10 protein-coding genes are annotated in these 17,304 nt (G+C 38.3%); 8 read left to right on the top strand and 2 right to left on the bottom strand.

Annotated features, from left to right (window positions below):
- The first annotated feature begins 4 nt into the window (after positions 1-4).
- The 7 genes from ACZ5ZZ_RS16290 to ACZ5ZZ_RS16260 are packed head-to-tail and all read left to right on the top strand — an operon-like array spanning position 5 to position 13,968.
- Positions 5-1,447 (top strand): hypothetical protein, encoded by a 1,443-nt coding sequence (locus tag ACZ5ZZ_RS16290; protein ID WP_464140388.1) that lies wholly within the window; start codon positions 5-7, stop codon positions 1,445-1,447.
- Positions 1,444-4,128, top strand: a complete 2,685-nt coding sequence (locus tag ACZ5ZZ_RS16285; RefSeq protein ID WP_464140387.1) for a PD-(D/E)XK nuclease family protein — start codon at positions 1,444-1,446, stop codon at positions 4,126-4,128. Before ACZ5ZZ_RS16290 ends, ACZ5ZZ_RS16285 begins: the two co-directional genes overlap by 4 nt.
- Before the next feature lie 2 nt (positions 4,129-4,130).
- Positions 4,131-7,253 carry a UvrD-helicase domain-containing protein gene (locus ACZ5ZZ_RS16280; protein WP_464140384.1) on the top strand — a complete coding sequence of 1,041 codons (3,123 nt, stop codon included), beginning with the start codon at positions 4,131-4,133 and terminating at the stop codon, positions 7,251-7,253.
- Complete coding sequence (locus tag ACZ5ZZ_RS16275; protein WP_464140382.1) at positions 7,253-8,509, top strand: DUF6361 family protein; 1,257 nt, start codon at positions 7,253-7,255, stop codon at positions 8,507-8,509. Before ACZ5ZZ_RS16280 ends, ACZ5ZZ_RS16275 begins: the two co-directional genes overlap by 1 nt.
- Entirely contained in the window at positions 8,506-10,299 is a 1,794-nt protein-coding gene (locus ACZ5ZZ_RS16270) for a phospholipase D family protein (RefSeq protein ID WP_464140380.1), read from the top strand. The genes ACZ5ZZ_RS16275 and ACZ5ZZ_RS16270 overlap by 4 nt, the downstream gene beginning before the upstream one ends.
- Positions 10,292-13,525, top strand: a complete 3,234-nt coding sequence (locus tag ACZ5ZZ_RS16265; protein WP_464140377.1) for a helicase-related protein — start codon at positions 10,292-10,294, stop codon at positions 13,523-13,525. The genes ACZ5ZZ_RS16270 and ACZ5ZZ_RS16265 overlap by 8 nt, the downstream gene beginning before the upstream one ends.
- A complete protein-coding gene (locus ACZ5ZZ_RS16260; RefSeq protein ID WP_464140375.1) occupies positions 13,522-13,968 on the top strand; it encodes a hypothetical protein in 447 nt (148 codons plus the stop codon). Before ACZ5ZZ_RS16265 ends, ACZ5ZZ_RS16260 begins: the two co-directional genes overlap by 4 nt.
- A gap of 64 nt (positions 13,969-14,032) precedes the next feature.
- Here the strand turns inward: ACZ5ZZ_RS16260 and ACZ5ZZ_RS16255 are convergent, their stop codons facing one another.
- A complete protein-coding gene (locus ACZ5ZZ_RS16255; RefSeq protein ID WP_464140372.1) occupies positions 14,033-14,458 on the bottom strand; it encodes a hypothetical protein in 426 nt (141 codons plus the stop codon).
- A gap of 7 nt (positions 14,459-14,465) precedes the next feature.
- Complete coding sequence (locus ACZ5ZZ_RS16250) at positions 14,466-14,816, bottom strand: helix-turn-helix domain-containing protein (protein ID WP_464140370.1); 351 nt, start codon at positions 14,814-14,816, stop codon at positions 14,466-14,468.
- Between the two features lie 208 nt (positions 14,817-15,024).
- Here ACZ5ZZ_RS16250 and ACZ5ZZ_RS16245 point away from each other — a divergent pair, with 208 nt between their 5' ends.
- Entirely contained in the window at positions 15,025-17,268 is a 2,244-nt protein-coding gene (locus ACZ5ZZ_RS16245; RefSeq protein WP_464140367.1) for an AAA family ATPase, read from the top strand.
- Positions 17,269-17,304: the final 36 nt, after the last annotated feature.

Genomic DNA, 17,304 nt, shown 5'->3' with positions numbered 1-17,304 from the left:
TTAAATGAGTGAGTTCGTTTATAGATTTAGGTCGGTAGATAAGTTGTTAGGGTTCAAGGAGCTTGAAACTCAGTCGATTTATTTTTGCCCACCTAATGACCTAAACGATCCTGTCGAAAACTTTAGAGACATCATTTGGCATGGAGATAAAATACTCTGGACTAACTTATTTAAAAACTACCTACTTTGTCTCTATAGCGTTTACTTGCATATTAGAATCTTTGGTGAGACGGAACTACTTAAACCGGAAGATATTCAAGTTTTTTCAACTTATGACAAGCTTCCGACACAGAAATATAAAGATAATATCAATAAACTATTTCAAGAGTTTTTTGAGAATGAAAACATTAAAAATCTCATCGAAGGACTCTCTACTAGAGAAAATGTTAGGCGTAATGAGCTGCTCTATTATTTAGAAAACATCCATCTTTTCTGCATTTCTATTATTCAGCATCAGGATGATACCGTTGAAGAGAAAAAGAAAGTCTTTGATGCTTCATCATTGTTGAAAAGTCAGTTGTTTTCCCCTGAGTTTTTTAAGTGGATAAACAAAATTAAAAATGAGACGAGTGTTGAATACCCAGAAGAAAAATTCTTTTCAATATCAGGGCAAGTTGTACAACAGTCTAAGATTTTGGCAGCGCTTAAGACGGATAAGAACGAAAAGAACAAAAGATTTTATCTACTATCTTTTCCCAAACTATATGTCCGTCAAATCGAAGAGCTTTTATTCTGGCCTTGGTACACAGCCTGCTTTTCAAATACGGCCTCGAACTCATCAATGTGGGGGTACTATGCAGAAGGGCACAAGGGTGTCTGTTTAAAGTTCAAAACCTCAAAGGATCATGAAAGACGAGGCATTTCTCTTCGTACTATTACTAGCGAAGGTTGGTCGAGAACCGGGGGCTCAAGTAAGGGATATGGAAATGTGTTCTTTCCTCTTTACGACATAAATTATGAAGCAAAAGTAAGGCCCGTCAGCTTCTTTCGATCTATCGGTCGCTTGCCTTTGCCAGATTTGATTGGACAGTGGCATAGCAAAGACGGAAAAGAGACTTCACCACTTGTTCAGGACTTATTTAAGAACCGTGAAGAGTGGCACAAGAATTATTGGAAAACTTTTCTTGAAAACATTCCTATTAAAACTCAAGAATGGCGGCACGAAGAAGAAAGTCGTCTTGTTCACCATAGTCTTCTCAGTGGAACTATCCCGAAAGAAGAAAGAATTCTAAATTATTCATTCAATGACCTCGATGGAATCATTTTTGGCATAAATACGTCCGAAGATCATAAATTAGAAATCATGCAGATTGTTCACGGTATTTGCCAAAAGGAAAAACGATTTGATTTTAATTTCTATCAAGCTAGCTACAACAGCTTCACGGGCAAGATTGATATTCATCCACTAAATTTAATTAAAATTACGGAAAAAGAGACGACAATATGATCGAAGTATTATTTTCACGCGAATTTGATTCAGGAGTATGGACTGGCCCGAAACCAAGTGAGTGGGGATCAGTTGGGCAGGCCTCTCTTGGCGAGCTGGGCTTTCTTGATCTTCTTGAAACTCAACTTGGATTAAAGCAGCCAGAATCTATTTCTTATCAGCGCAAGATAGACTATCTACAAGCTCTTCGTTCTGCTCAATCATCACCGCGATTTTATACCCAGTCGCTCAAAACCGATCCGATGGCGGTCACGGAGCATTTATTAGAACTCCGAGATACTTTGATTGAATCAGGGTGGAAGAAAAATCAGGTTGGTAGGCTTGCAAAGATCAATGACCTAGTTGATGTAGAAAAAGTATTTCTCAATAAGACAGGAAAAGCAGATCGCTTGATGCTTGTTTGTGATTCGTTATCTAAGTGTGAAACTTTCGAGGGAATTTCCTCGGTAGCTGTATTCAATACTGAAGATTCTCTTTCATCCTCTTGGAAAATTATTTTTAAAGAATTGTTACCTAAATTAGGTGTGAAAGTGTCCTTTGCAAATGTAGCTTTCAAAGCACAAGCTGATTTAAAAACTGATCTTGGAAAGCTTCTGGCATTGAGAACAAATGATTCTCAGCCTGAAGCCGATGGATCATTTACTCTTCTCACGGGCCGTGATCCTTGGGAGTCAGCTCGCTATGTAGCAGCCTATTTAAAAACTCTTCAACAAGAAGAATTAACGAAAACGGTCATTCTAGCGCCCGATAAACAACGCGGAATTTTAATGTCCGCCATGATTTCTCAAGGTATTCCCTACGGAGGCAATCACGCCGAGGTTTCCTATGCAAGACCCGCTCTCCAAATTCTTATCCTTGCACTTGCCTTAACCTGGGAACCTAAAGATCCAAGTGTTGCACTTTCTCTCATTACTGCTGAAGGCTCACCTGTACCAAGAGGTTTCCGTCGGAATTTAATTGCTTCGTTTGACCAATCCCTCGCAGTAGGTGGTTCAACTTGGTCAAAATATCTCGATGAGATCACTGAAGAGTTAATTGAAAAAGCAGAGACTGATGAAGAGAAAGAAAAAATAAGAAATCGTAAGCAGAGAATTGCGGAATGGTTTTCAGCTCCATCATATTCTTTTGAAAATGGCATACCTCTCGAGGATTTTGTTGCTGTTTGTGGGAGAGTTTCTAAATGGCTTAGACAGATATGGGCATTAAAAAAACAATCTTCTTTTAGAGAAGCCTACGATTTATCAGAGTTACTTTCCAATCTTGCAAAAGGTCTTGGCGAACCGACTATTTCTCGTGAGCGCATGATTCACCTTCTTATTGACTCTGTTGGGGATGGAATTATTGCTGATGGTACAATCGCACAGTCTGGAGGTATTCGCATTGTCGGGCATACCAGCTCCATTATTGATTCTTGTGACCATTTGATTTGGTGGGATTTTTCTTCATCAACCGTTAATGGACATCACGAGCCGTTTTTCTCAAAATCTGAAGTAACAGAACTTCGAGGTAACAAAATCGCGTGGCCCGATCCTGAGTTAAGATCAGTTTCGGAAGCTCAGTCATGGATTTGGCCGTTAATGAATACAAAGAAGTCTGCATTGCTAGTAAGTCAGCTTCTTGATACTGACGGCAATGCAAATTCATTCCACCCATTGCTAGATGAGCTGATTCCCAAAAAGATTCGTCAAAAATGGAAATCTGAGGTTCATGTAAACTTACTCGAAAAGCAATCAAAGCCAACAAAAGCATTCTTGAAGGCTATTGGTGCTACTGCTAATAATAAGACTGAAGACCATTTTGTTTCGCGGCCCGAATGGATTTCATCTAAGGATCAAATCACTTTAAGAGACGTCGAATCAGCATCGTCACTTTCAAAATTGTTGGGCTGTGATCTCGCCTATGTCTTGACGTATAAAGCGCACCTTTCCGGCGAAGATAGTGCTTCTATTGAATACAATGAACGAATTATGGGTATTATCGCCCATGAAGTCATTTCTCTAGTATTTAGAAAGGGCGCAAGCATCACACCTAAAGATGCCCTTGCAGAAGCGAACAAAATTATTGACGGGATCATTAAAGACAAAGCGCCACAAATTATTCAAAAAGAACGAGCAAGAGAGCTTTCTGATTTGAAACAAGTTGTTCTTAGAGATGTCGATTTCTATGCGAATTTCATTCAAGATAATAAGCTTTCGATTGTTGAAGCCGAAGTGAAAATCGAGAAAAGTGATAAGACATTAGGCTCAGTTCATGTAAATGGGCAGATTGACCACATCTTAGAAGATGCCAACGGAAAACAGGTCATTGTGGATCACAAGTTCGGTGGGGCCAAGTGGAAAGAAAAAGACTTGGTGGAAGGTAAGAGTTTACAGTTGGCATTGTACTCGAAGCTTGTTTCAGGAAAGTCTCACCCCGATCTTGCTTATCACATTATTAACAACAATAAAATTCTCGTTCTAAACAAGTCCTTCAGCCGCGCTCAACAAGTGAATGGGCCCGATTCCGCCGAAGTTCTACTTGATGCTGAAAATAAAATTGCTGAAAAAGCAAAAATTCTTAAATCAGGCAAGCTTACCGCTCATGGACTGATTGATGAAAATGAAAAAGAAAGATTCTCTGCTCCTTGTGGTTACTGTGAATACAAGGGCATTTGTGGTCTTGCATGGAAGCAGGAGGTGTAGCCATGACATCTGAAATTAAACTCATTTCTGCAAGTGCTGGTAGCGGTAAAACATATCGCCTGATGGAGTTAGTACATGAAGAAGTAGATAATGGCTTAAAAGCTAATGGACTTCTTGCTGTTACATATACAAAGAAGGCTGCTGAGGAATTGAAGCAGAGGATTCGTGAAAAATTAGTTGAGTCTGGAAAAGTTGATTCTGCACGCAGTATGGCCTCTGCACGCATTGGAACAGTACATTCTATCTGTGGAGAGATTTTAAAACGATTCTCTTTTGAGGATGGAAGTTCCCCAAGGCAAAAAGTGATTGATGAGAATGAATCTGCACGTTTATTTGAAAACGCACTTAACGAGGCGTTGACTGATATAGCTTTACAAGAATTATCTGAGATCGCTTGGAAATTTGGTACTAAAACTGAAGAGTTAATTTCCGATGTGAGAAAGCTTGCTTTGATTATTCGCCAGAATAATTTATCTGAGATAGCTCTTAAAGAATCATTGAAGCTCAGTTTAGCGAAAATTCAACTTGTAACTGAAAATCCAAGAGCTAACAGTAATCAAACCAACCTCGTCACAGAGATGGAAAGATTTTTACAAAATTATCCAGCTCCTCAAGATACAACAAAAACCACCGCCGCCGCTCATAAGTTGGTTGAGGATATTTTAGCGGAAGTAAAAAATAGAAATGCTCCGTTGTCTTGGTATTTATGGGTAAAAATTTCTAAGGTAAAGGCTGGAGCGAAATCCGATGCATTCTTTGATGGCGTTAGAGAAGCTGCACGAAGTTTTGTTTCTAACGGTGATTTACGGGCTGACTTGGAGAAGATGATAAACCTTGCTTTTAAGTTAGCTACGGACGCTTCTAAAAAGTTTAAAGATAAAAAGAAAAACTTAGGTGTTCTTGATTATGGTGATTTAGAGGAGAAGACACTTGCTCTTCTTGATAAAGAATCTGTACAGGCTGATCTTAAATCTGAACTTGATGTTTTATTTGTAGATGAGTTTCAAGATACGAACCCCATTCAACTTGCGATCTTCTTAAAGCTCAGTTCCCTTTGCAAAAAGACTGTGTGGGTTGGGGACTTAAAGCAAAGTATTTACCGATTCCGCGGGGCTGATCCAGAGTTAATGAAGGCCGTTCTTCAAGAGCTTGGAAAAGGGAAAATTGAAGTTCTTGATTCTAACTGGCGATCAGTTCCTGAAGTAATCAATTTTGTAAATGAACTATATTCTGCTTCATTCTTGGTTGATGGAATCCCACCGGATCAAGTTGCTCAGAAGCCTAAATGGCAACATAAAGTTCAAACCAATGGACTTGAAGTTTGGGATGGTTCAGGAAAAAATCAGGGGGAGCGGACTCAGAAGTTGGCCAATGGCATACTTGCTCTTTTGAATGAAAAAATAAAAATTACGGATCGTGAAAATGAAGAACAGAGAAATTTACGAGCTGGGGATGTTTCAATTCTTTGTCGATCTAATGATGAATGTGTTCAGCTTTCAGAGGAATTAAAAGTTCTTGGTATTGCAAGTTCTGTTGTCGGAGGAAATCTTCTTAGTCTTCCAGAAATCACTTTGGCAATCGCTGCCTTTAGATATTTAGTAAACTCACGAGACACTGTTGCAGCCGCAGAAATTGCATTGGCACTTGGTACAGATCAAAATGAGTGGCTTCAAAACGCAGTCAGTGGAAATAAAGCTGATACTTGGAATCCTGCTCTCGCTCGAATATCTCAAGCCAGAGAGTTAATCTCTGAGATGAGTATTCGTGAAAAGTTAGATTTGGCCCTTTCTGTGATTCCGATTGATTCAGTCATAGAGAAAATGGAAAATGGTGATAGTAGGACTTTCCATATCTCTGCACTTCGCCAAGAAGCTAAAAAGTATGAAGATGTTTGTCAGGCAGCATTTCTTCCATGTACTGATATGGGATTCTTGGAATATCTAGGCAAGAGTGAGCCACCGATACCCTCAGCTTCACATACGGAAGCGGTATCAATATTAACTTATCACGCCTCTAAGGGCCTTGAGTGGCCTGTTGTTATTATGGCCTCGCTTGATAAAGAAGTCCGTGAGCCGAATCTGTTTGAAGTTCGACAAGAAATGATTGCTGGCTCGAAGTTCAAATCTACGGAACCGCTCGCTAACCGTATTGTTACTTATTTGCCTTGGCCTTTTGGTGATAATAAAAAAGTTGATGAAGTAGATGCTTTAATAAATGGATTACCAGAGATAGCAGCCCTTCGATATGCAGAGGAATCTGAAACAAGACGACTTCTCTATGTGGGGATGACCCGCGCAAGAGAGAAGCTAGTTCTATTTAACACAATTAAAAAAACGGTCGAAGAATCAATGCTGGGAGTTTTGCAGAAAGATAGCCAAGTCCTTCTCGCTTTCAATGCTGATGACTCTAAGATTGTTGTGGGCAAGACGAAGCTTGATTGCACTTACAAAATCGCACCTACAGTTGCAAGTGGAAGTTATGCCGCGAATGAAAAGTATTCGATAGTTTTACCTCAAGGAACACCGCTAGTTGGAGACTTGAAGCCACTTTATCTTCAGCCGAGTCATATTTCAGAAAAGGACTCTTCATTGACAGTAGGTGAAATTTCCATAGGTAGGAGTTTTAAGTGGGGAACCCAAAAGGTATTGAAACGTGTTAAGGACGATGCAAGAGCTGACATTATTGGTAGTGCTGTTCATTTATTCTTAGGTTCAGACAATGGAAAATTAGATCACGTTGAAACAATTCTCAAAAATTGGAATCTTAATGAAACTTTAGATGCTAATGAGTTAGTCGAAGCATCTGACCGCTTACATAACACAATTAAAGAGTTATGGCCTTCTGGAAAAGTTTATTACGAAGTGCCAATGGAAATGAGTCTTGATGGATCAATTGTTCGTGGAGCCATTGATTGCATGGTCGTTGCTGAAAATGAGATTGTAGTCATCGACCATAAGACACTCACAGCTACGGATGATAAAATGCTAGAGATTGGAAGCAAGTACAAGTATCAGCTCGCTTCTTACGCCACGGCAGTTCAAAGACACTTTCAAGGTAAGAAAATCTCTACTTGGATTCATAATCCTGATGGATGGATGTGTGAAGTTATCTTAGGGGGCAAGTAATGGGCCTTTCCTTTCTGACGTGGGTGGATTTTGATTCCGACCAGAAAAAAAAGATGGCTGAAGTTATCCGACTTTTTTCAGAGCAAGGCGTTCGTGATGAATTAGGATTTGGAACCGTTCGTGATGTTATCGCAGATAAGTTGTTCCCTGGGACTTCTACCATTCAAACGAGAGCAAAATATTTCCTATTTGTTCCTTACATATTTTTGAAACTTCAAGATGAAGCATCTAAGTCTGAAAGACTTAGAAATAGTCCCGAAAAAATGCAGGCTTTCGTTGAAGAGGAAGAGCAAAAGCTTAGAAACCATCTTGTTACACTAGAAGACAGCTCGGGTACATTCGGGAAAAGGAATGAAAAACTTGAACGCTATCCTAATGAGGTTTATTGGGCTGGTCTAAAAAAATGGGGAGTCTTTAAAGATGAAGCTGGCCGTAGCTCGTACTATGAAGAGCTTGGAGATCGGATTCAGCTTCTTAAAGATTGGGAGAAGAAGAATAAGGACGATGAGAATGACTACAGTAAACGTCCAAATAATTTCTGGAACGCTGAAGTTGAAAAACTCTTTAGGGACTCAAAGGTAAAAGAAATCAATTCTTTCGAGCTTCATCCAAAAGAAGCTGCCTTCTTACGTTCACAGATCAATGAATGTTGTAATGGGACACTTTTGAACAGCATTCTTATAAATGAGATACAGATTGGTGATGTTGAAACTCTTTGGGATTTGAAAGTCAGAAAGGTTATCAACGACCAGTTTAAAGACATACTCTATCATTCAAAGAATTTCTCTCTGCTCGTTTGTGGGGCTGTTCGCGCTTATTTCTATTACTGTGCCAGGAAGCTAGAATCATCTTTGGTAAAAGACTATGAAGAGTTCTTTGAAGAGTGGTTTGTAGAAGTTAAAAAGAGTGAATACGCCGAATGGAAGGTCGATGATTTTTTCACTTATCTTCAGACGCTTGATGAGAAAGCGAACGTACACATAACTCAAGTCTTCTCCTCTCAATTCAAGAAGGAGTTTGATAAAGCGACTACCTTTAAGGAGATGCTGGATTCAGACTCACTTTTCAATCTGATAAAGAAGCGTGAATTGGATTTAAAGAAAATTAAACGCGCAAGACTGAGTAATGAAGAACCTTTAAAGCGATGGGGCAATGCTCTTAATGGAGTTGCCTTCAAAGCCTATGGCCCAGATTTCAGATGGGGGCAGTCTAAAAGAATTATTTTAGATATTTTTGCCGGGGCCGGTGTTGAATGAGTTTTTTAAATAATCGAGACAGAAGCTCTTATCTTGACGTTCTGAAACCAGATTTAGGATATTCAGTCGAATACATTCTGGGAACTACCTACAGTCTTGAGCTTGATACCATTCTTATGTCATCACTGAGTCTGTGCTTGAGCCATAGCGAAGATATTTCCTTACAGATTGCTGATCCGATTGCACTTCTTGAGGGATGTCGTCGTTTGAGTGAAAAGTCGATTATTCTTTTCGAGTCAGGGCAGATTCACCAACCAAAGAAATACAACCAACTTTATTATTTTATCGAACAATCTCTTTACTCTGCGAAGACTCCTAAAGGTGGAGTGTTTCACCCAAAGGTTTGGTTCGTGAAGTATAAGAATGACAACAATGAAACGAAGTATCGGTTCATTTGTCTCAGTAGAAACATCACCTTCGATACGTCATGGGATTTTGCTTTTGTTGTGAATGGAGATGAAGGTTCCGTTCAAAGTGAAGAAGGAAGACAGTTATCACGATTCTTTGGTGAACTACAGCCAGAAAATTTGAAAGTAGATCAAAAGAAAATTTATGCGGAAGCCTTAGAAGATATTAAACGAGTTCATTTTGATGTTCCTAATAAGATGGAAATGTCATTTCATCCACTAGGACTGAAAAAAAGCGATATACCGTTTAATGCCAGTGAATATGATAAGCAGTGTATCGTTTCACCGTTTTTGCGCAGTAAGTTTTCAAAAAATCAGCTCGCCAAAGAAAATATCTTAATCTCTAGCTCTTTTGAGATTCACAAGATGGAGCAAGAAAGTAAAAAGCAGTTTAAAGAGATATTAGTTATCAATGATGCTCTTTTCGATTTTAAGACCAATGAGAACGAATCCATAAAAGAGTTGGATGACGTAGGAAGCGACCTTCACGCCAAGATGTATTTCTTGGAGAAGGGTAAAAACACAGAGCTTTTTTTAGGTTCAGCCAATGCAACCGATGCAGCATTTAATCAGAATGTGGAATTTCTATTACGCTTGAAAGGAAAAACGGAGCAGATAGGTATAGATCAGTTTCTAAATAGTGATGAGGACTTTGGATTTAGAACGATTTTGAAAGATTATGAGAATGGAAGTCTTTCAGAGAAAGAGCTGAACCAAATGGATTTCGACGAACAAATCTTCAAGATAAAGAAAGCTCTTTTTACGTCAGTGCTCAAATATGAATTTTCCGAGGACAACGAAAATTTTAAAATAGCTTTAAACTTTTCACCTAGTCCCGAATGGCAGAAGCTCATTAAGGCTCAAGATTTTGTTGTGAAAGTAAATCTTCTTTCTAATCCTAGCAAAACTCTCGACCTGACAAACGAAACGGCTTTTACGGGATTGGTGTTAGGTGAACTGACTAGCCTGTTTTGTTTCTCTGTTACCATTGCAGGCTTTGAACAGGCACCTGTGACTTTTACTCAAAAGATTGATGGGCCAGAATTTCCGAAAAAAAGAAGCGATCACGTTATTCGTAGCTCGATTGATTCAATGGATAAGTTTATTCGCTTCTTGTATCTCATTTTGCATGGTGGAGAAGTCACCGTTGATGCATTGTCTGGAGTATTAGATAAAGGCTCACAGAAGGGGCAAGGAAATTCCTACTTACAAATTCCTTTGTTTGAAGAAATCTTGAAGTCCCTCGCTCGAACACCGGACAAACTAATCTATATTGATAAAGTAATTGATGGCCTAAAGGACGCAGATCAAAAAGTTATCCCAGACAGCTTCTTGGCCTTATGGGGAAATGTAAAGCGCGCCAGAGAGAGTTTAAATGTTTGAGGCTGAAAAATTCAAAGCGGAAGAGATACTAAGAAGTTTAAAAGATTTTCAGAGACGTTCGGCGCTTAATGCTTTTCAGCGTCTCTATAGAGACAAAGATACTACTTCACGCTTTCTTATTGCAGATGAAGTCGGTCTTGGAAAAACTGTGATCTGTCGAGGCCTTATTGCTCTCGCTATCGAAAATCTTTCTAAGACGGAAGATTTTAAAAATGGGAACAATATCGACATTCTCTATATTTGCTCAAACCAAGATATTGCTAGTCAAAACATCAGAAAATTGAATTTTGTGAATGAGGATGAGAGCTTTGCATCTCGAATTACCCTAATTCCAGAAATCTATTCCAACAAAGAACTTGGTCGCGTTCGCTTTGTTTCTTTTACTCCAGATACGAGCTTCAATGTGAAACGTGGTGGCGGAGTAATGAAAGAGCGCGCTCTGCTTTACTATTTTCTCAGGGAAGCATGGGACATGAAGTCTGCTAAGGCGAAATCCCTATACTTTTTTAAGGGAGACGCTGGAGGGGCTGGATGGGAGCAGTTCGTTCAAAAGAATTGTGACTATTGGGACAAGATGGATTTAAGTGATTTTTCATCCGCGTTTCAGAAGGAAATGGAGAAATATCCACATTTGAAAGATAAGTTTATTGCGTTGAGAGAGTCATATCCTCAATACAATTCGACACCTTCGCCGGAAGCAAAATCAGAAACAAGTAAAATCATAGGAGAGCTTCGGAAAATTTTAGCCCAGGTATGTTTACATAAAATGAGTCCTGATCTTGTAATAATGGACGAATTTCAGCGGTTCAAGGACTTATTTGACGAAAATACAGATGTTGGTGATCTCGCAAAGTATTTATTCAATTATCCGAACGTAAAAACAGTTCTGCTTAGTGCAACTCCATACAAAATGTACACCATTGGTGATGAGGATGAAGAAAATCACTACGACGATTTTCTTTCGACTACTTCTTGGCTTCTTAAAGAAGATCAAGGATTGATGGACAAGCTTAAAACTAATCTTGAAAAATTCAGAGCCTCCGTTTTTACAAAGTCAGGGGTAGATATTCAGGGAGCCTTGGATGGCAAGAAAAATACCGAGGAGGTCTTGCGTCTGATTATGTCTCGGACAGAGCGTGTAAAATCAACCAAAGAAAATGATGGAATGATTTTAAATAAAGAGCTTCAGATTATTCCAACGCCGGAAGAGATGATAAGTTTTGTTCAACTTGAAGAAATTGCCAGTGCTCTCGACTTGAAAGGTAATGTGGATTACTGGAAAAGTTCTCCATATCTTTTGAATCTTATGGAGGACTACGATATTAAAAGGAGATTGCTGGATAGGCTACATACAGTGCCAGTAAAAAAGGCTATGGCCAAATTTCCATCGGCATTTATTGATAAAAAAGCCATTGAGGATTTTAACTTTGTTTCACCTAACAATAGTAGATTAAAAGCAATTCAAGATGAAATTTTTAAAAATGAGTCTTGGAAGCTTCTTTGGATTCCTCCCACAGCACCTTATTATAAGCTAAGAGGAGTTTTCGAGAATTTTGCTGATCGGTCATTTACTAAATCACTTGTATTCTCTTCATGGAAAGTTGTCCCTCGTGCAGTTGCTTCTCTTATTAGCCACGAAGCTGAATCAAAAGCATATTTAAACGGGCCTTATAAAGATAAAGGCGTTGATACTTATAAAAAGAGAAAACTTCTGACTATAGGAAAAGAGGGGAACGAGCTTAAAGGACTTCGCACCCTGATTTTACTTTACCCATCACTTTCGCTTATTGATTTTGGAGATATTTTTGGTCTTGGCCTTAAGTCTTTAGTTGAGGTTGAGGATATTTTAGCTGCTGTTAAAGCTAAAATCAGAAAGCCCCTTGAAGCATTAACCACAAATGATGAATATAAAAAGAAGTCAGAAAACTCAGATAAAGTCGATGAGAATTGGTATTGGGCAGCTCCGCTCCTTTTAGATCGTCACAGCTCTCATAAGGACGTTGTTGGGTCTTGGTTTCATGAAAAATACAATTGTGGTTGGTACGAAAACGATTCCGAAGATGTTGCTCAAACAATTTTTGCTGAACACGTTGAAAGATATAAACAGGTCTTTTTATATGGCGAAATTGAATTGGGTGCTCCGCCAGAAGACTTGCTTGAAGTTATCGCAATGGTTGCTTTAGCCTCACCAGCAAACGTAATTTACCGATCTTTTTTAAACATTCACAAGAATAAAAATAATTTAGATGAATTGAATAAGCTAGTTCTTCTATTTCACGCATCTAGTTGCGCATTTGCGATGAGATCACTATTCGATTCAAGTGAAGCGATTTCAATTATACGAAAACTAGAAGAAGATTCTTATTGGTCAAGCGTCCTCCATTATTCATTAGACGGCAATCTTCAGTCCGTGTGTGACGAATATATCCATATTTTGAAATTAGACAAATCTAAGGGGTTCTCAAGTGGCCTCGAAGTGATTCACGAGGACGATGACCCATTTGAGGATATCGCAACAGTGTTTCAAGATGTTTGTATGATGAGGAAAGCCCCTCTCAAGATTGATATATTTGAAGAAAATCTAAATAAACCAACGAAAGTCTCTACTCGTTGTAAATTTGCTCTTGAATATGGAAAGTGGAAGAATGAAGAAGATCAAGAGAAAACGCGGGCCGAGACAGTAAGAGATGCCTTCAATTCTCCATTTAGGCCATTTGTGTTGGCTACCACATCTGTTGGGCAAGAAGGTTTGGATTTTCACCAGTATTGCCACTCGATATTTCACTGGAATCTGCCGCGCAATCCTGTCGATTTAGAACAACGAGAAGGTCGTATTCATCGTTTTAAAGGTCACGTCATTAGAAAGAATGTTTCTTCTGAATTTAATATTTTGAATTTTAAAAATGGTGATGTTTGGGACGAATTGTTTAAAGCTGCCTCGGAAGCTCATAAAAATAAATCGAATGACATGATTCCTTACTGGATTTTCGATAGCGAGTTCAAGGTTCAGCGGAATGTGCCTATTATTCCTTACTCAAAGGACGATCAACATTTTCAAGCATTATTAAAAACGCTTGCTCGCTACAGATTAGCCTTTGGACAGCCACGTCAAGATGAGCTTCTTAAAGTTCTTGAGGATAATAAAGATTTTCAACTTGATGGTGAGACATTGAAACAACTGATGATTGATCTTGCTCCACCAGAGATAAATGATTCGGAGGTATGATGAGTAAAGTAAAGTCAAAAACTAACAAAGAAAGATTGCCGTGTACGCATCTAGCAGGGGAATACTTTGTTGCTGCCGAATTATCGAAACGAGGTTTCAATGTTGCAATGACTGTGGGAAATGCTAAGAAAGTCGATTTGATTATTGAAGATGATGAGGTGACGTTACCAGTACAGGTAAAGGCAATTGCTCTAAAGAAGTTTGTGGGATGGCCTATAAAACTTGGCGCTTCTTATTCTAAAAATTTAATTTTCGTTTTAGTTGTACTTGGCAAGCCTGATGAACTTCCTAAGTATTACGTCGTTGATGGCAAAGAAGTTACTACGCTCACTAAGAAATATAAAACGAGAGCAATTTTAAATATCACCGATGTGAAATCCAAAGAAAATAATTGGGCACTGATTGATAAGAGGCTTCAGGAACTCAGAAAAAAACTAAGATAGATTGGTCGATTGCAGAGGTGGGAGCTGTGTGCTTGTCTGTTTTTTTTGGACCACTTTAATTGGACTATTCGATTAAGCGGTTAATCCCCTCTAGTCCGAATAAAAAAGAAAAATCCCTTCTTTGCTTTATCTTATTATCCTTGATGCAACAAACCTCGGCTTTGGCATCACCATTTTTGTTAAATTTGATGTCATCGTATTTTAAATATGCAAAGTGTAGTGGTTCGTTGTTTTTATTGAAAAACACAACAGCAAGAACCATGTCACTATGAGTGTGGCTCAGTGAACCTTTGTAACCATAGGTAGTTTTATCCTTACTCGATTCACGATATTTTCCTTTCACCTGAACAGGGCGAAAAATTTTCTTCTCTTTTTTGTAAGCAACAAAATCAAATCCGTCATCTTTGTGGGGGAAATAGATTTCCCAGCCATTTTCTCTAAATTTTGCAGCAACAAGTAGTTCTGCTGATGTTTCTATATTTCCTGCCATACAACCTCTATTTAATCATCCCAATGTCTTTGGCGTACTGAATGACTTTCCCAAGACCCATATAAAGGTGTGGGGTCAGCTTATCTACGTTATTGTACTTTCTGCGAAGTCGCTTTAAATCGAAGATAAAAATGTCATTGGTTGAAAACAAGGTTGCGATATGTACATCAAGAGCAGTGGCGATTTTACTAAGGGTCTCTACGCTTGGGTCTTTAGTTTCCTTCTCGATGTGTGCAATCGTTGCTTGAGAGATGCCAGCAAGCTGGGCCAAGTCCTTTTGAGTTAAGTTTCTATTCTCTCTTAAATACTTCAGTCTTTCTGAAAGACAATACTCTTCGTCTTTTTTTTGCTTTTTCATGCCAATATCTCCGTTGTCTTATTTTTAGACGCATCTTCATTATCGGTCAAATGTATCAATAGGTTAAGTAAAATTACTGCGGGTAATTGACAATTACCAAAATATATTATATCATGCGTCAAGGTTATCTTATAAGGGTAGTCGGTAATTGTCTAAATACTCTGAGTATTTAGCTATTTACCAAGTATAGGTTAAAAAGAGGTTTGCAGTGAAAAAGGACAGCTACATTCAAAGAGAGTTATGGAAATACGGCATTCAGGCGCAATCAATAATCGCCCCTACGAAAATAGAGGACTATTTTGAATACCTTTATTCTCTCCTAAAAGAAACTGACATAAAAAAAGTTATCTCGCTCGTGAGAGGGGAGCTTGATTCGTATTCAAAAGAAAAGGGTCTTTTTGATGAGGTTAAGTACTCTAAAGAATCTAAAGAGAAGAAGCCAACAGAAATATCTGATGAAGAAGATATTATTGAATCCATTAAAAATGATTTAAAACGCGCATCTTTTGATTGCGGTAAATGGCAGAGAGTATTCCCAGAGCTTCGCACTCATCATCGACATATATATTTAATGGCACTTGAAACCATCATTTCGTGCTTGGAAAGATATTTAAAATCTCCTACGCGTAAATCTATTTATGAAAAAAACTTAAAATCCATCCAGAAAACATTTCGTCTTTCTAATAAGGAGTGCGAAATCGTTACCTTTCTTTACTTACTTCAGTTTGATTCTGAAGTTGAAGGATTGTTTCAGCATGATCTTGATATGAATGAAATCGTAAAATCGACACGACTATATTGCCGCTTTTTCAAAGTAACTCCAAGACAACTAAAAGAGCTTATGTCGAAAGGCTCAAAGTTAATTAGATCGGGAATAATCACAAAGTCTCGACGTGGGAATGATTTAGTTATTTCAGATATGGTGACAAGTTACCTAGCGGGATTTTCAAGGTTAGACCTTTTGGATCACTTTATTCATAAAGCAGACTGCACTAAAGCTCTGACATTGACGGAACATAATCTGCAAATGGACAAAATAAATAATACAAAAAATTTAATACTTTCAAAAAAAGGTACAAATATCTTGTTATTTGGAAAGCCCGGCACAGGGAAAACGGAGTTCGTTAAGTCGTTGGGTAAAGCTTTAAACAAGACGGTTTATTTTATTAATCAAAAAGATGAAGAAGGTGATGAAAACTTAGGTCATCGAAAGAGTGGTATTGTTGCAGCTATGAATACGCTTGATCCAAATAAGTCGATTATCGTTATTGATGAGTGCGATGGGATTATTAATGTTAATGACGGATTTTGGAAATGCGAGGATGGCGATAAAGATAATAAGGCGTGGATTAACGATCTTCTTGAAAACTCAGATCAAAATTTTATATGGATTTCAAATAGGATCAATGGTGTTGATGAATCAACAAAGAGACGCTTTTCTTACAGTATTGAGTTCTTGAATCTTGGCCCTAATCAGCGTGTTAAGGTTTGGGAGAACCAAATCACCTCAGCATCCATTGATTTTGTGGATCGAGAGATGATTGAATCATTTGCAAAAAAATATCAAGTGAATGCAGGCGGCATTGCTTTAGCACTAAAAGATGTTGCCTCAATGAAAAATCTAAGAACGAAAAAAGAAAAGATAGAGGTCTTGCAGAGTCTTTTGGCCCAGCATCAGTCTTTTGTTTTTGGAAATAATAAGCTTAATCCATTAAGTGGGACATATTCGCTAGAGGTATTGAATTGTGACGTCAACTTGAAGTCGGTCATAGAGGCTTCCAAGAAATTTATTGATTATTCAGAACAAGAGAGTGCTAAAGAAATTTTCAATATGAATTTTCTACTTCAAGGGCCTCCGGGAACTGGAAAGACTGAATTTATTAAGTATATGTCACAAACTATTGGAAAAGAACTTGTTGTGAAAAGAATGAGCGATCTTCAATCTATGTATGTTGGACAAACTGAAAAGTTGATTGCGACTGCTTTTAAAGAAGCCGAAGATTCAGGAGCTGTTTTGTTTTTGGATGAAGCAGATTCTCTTTTTATTAACAGAGAAAGTGCCGTTCGTTCATGGGAGGTTTCTCAGACGAATGAACTTCTATGTCAAATGGAAAACTTCAAAGGTATTCTTGCTTGTGCAACTAACTTTAGTCAAAACATGGATGGAGCAGTTATGCGCCGATTTAATTATAAAATTAAATTTGATTTTTTGGCCGAGGATGCAAAAGAATTGTTGTTTGTGAAAATGCTTGGAGACAAATTGAATGAAAAAATTACGGATGAAGAATTATCATGTATTCGCAAGATTCCAAATCTGACTCCAGGAGATTTTAAGGTTGTACGTCAGAAGAATTTTTTCTCGGAATCCCTGACTGCTGCCACGCTAATTGAACAATTAAAAATGGAATCAGCCTATAAGAAAACACAACGAGCAATTGGGATCGTGCCTTAGAATTAGCTTTATAGCTATTTGGGTTAGCTCTCGCTT

It is taken from the genome of Bdellovibrio sp. HM001, from assembly GCF_055397275.1.
This window is presented reverse-complemented; position numbering and strand designations above follow the sequence as displayed.

Bases quoted from the DNA above. Each gene is read 5' to 3' on its own strand.
- ACZ5ZZ_RS16290 (WP_464140388.1), top strand. From the start codon at position 5: ATGAGTGAGTTCGTTTATAGATTTAGGTCGGTAGATAAGTTGTTAGGG.
- ACZ5ZZ_RS16285 (WP_464140387.1), top strand. From the start codon at position 1,444: ATGATCGAAGTATTATTTTCACGCGAATTTGATTCAGGAGTATGGACT.
- ACZ5ZZ_RS16280 (WP_464140384.1), top strand. From the start codon at position 4,131: ATGACATCTGAAATTAAACTCATTTCTGCAAGTGCTGGTAGCGGTAAA.
- ACZ5ZZ_RS16275 (WP_464140382.1), top strand. From the start codon at position 7,253: ATGGGCCTTTCCTTTCTGACGTGGGTGGATTTTGATTCCGACCAGAAA.
- ACZ5ZZ_RS16270 (WP_464140380.1), top strand. From the start codon at position 8,506: ATGAGTTTTTTAAATAATCGAGACAGAAGCTCTTATCTTGACGTTCTG.
- ACZ5ZZ_RS16265 (WP_464140377.1), top strand. From the start codon at position 10,292: ATGTTTGAGGCTGAAAAATTCAAAGCGGAAGAGATACTAAGAAGTTTA.
- ACZ5ZZ_RS16260 (WP_464140375.1), top strand. From the start codon at position 13,522: ATGATGAGTAAAGTAAAGTCAAAAACTAACAAAGAAAGATTGCCGTGT.
- ACZ5ZZ_RS16255 (WP_464140372.1), bottom strand. From the start codon at position 14,458: ATGGCAGGAAATATAGAAACATCAGCAGAACTACTTGTTGCTGCAAAA.
- ACZ5ZZ_RS16250 (WP_464140370.1), bottom strand. From the start codon at position 14,816: ATGAAAAAGCAAAAAAAAGACGAAGAGTATTGTCTTTCAGAAAGACTG.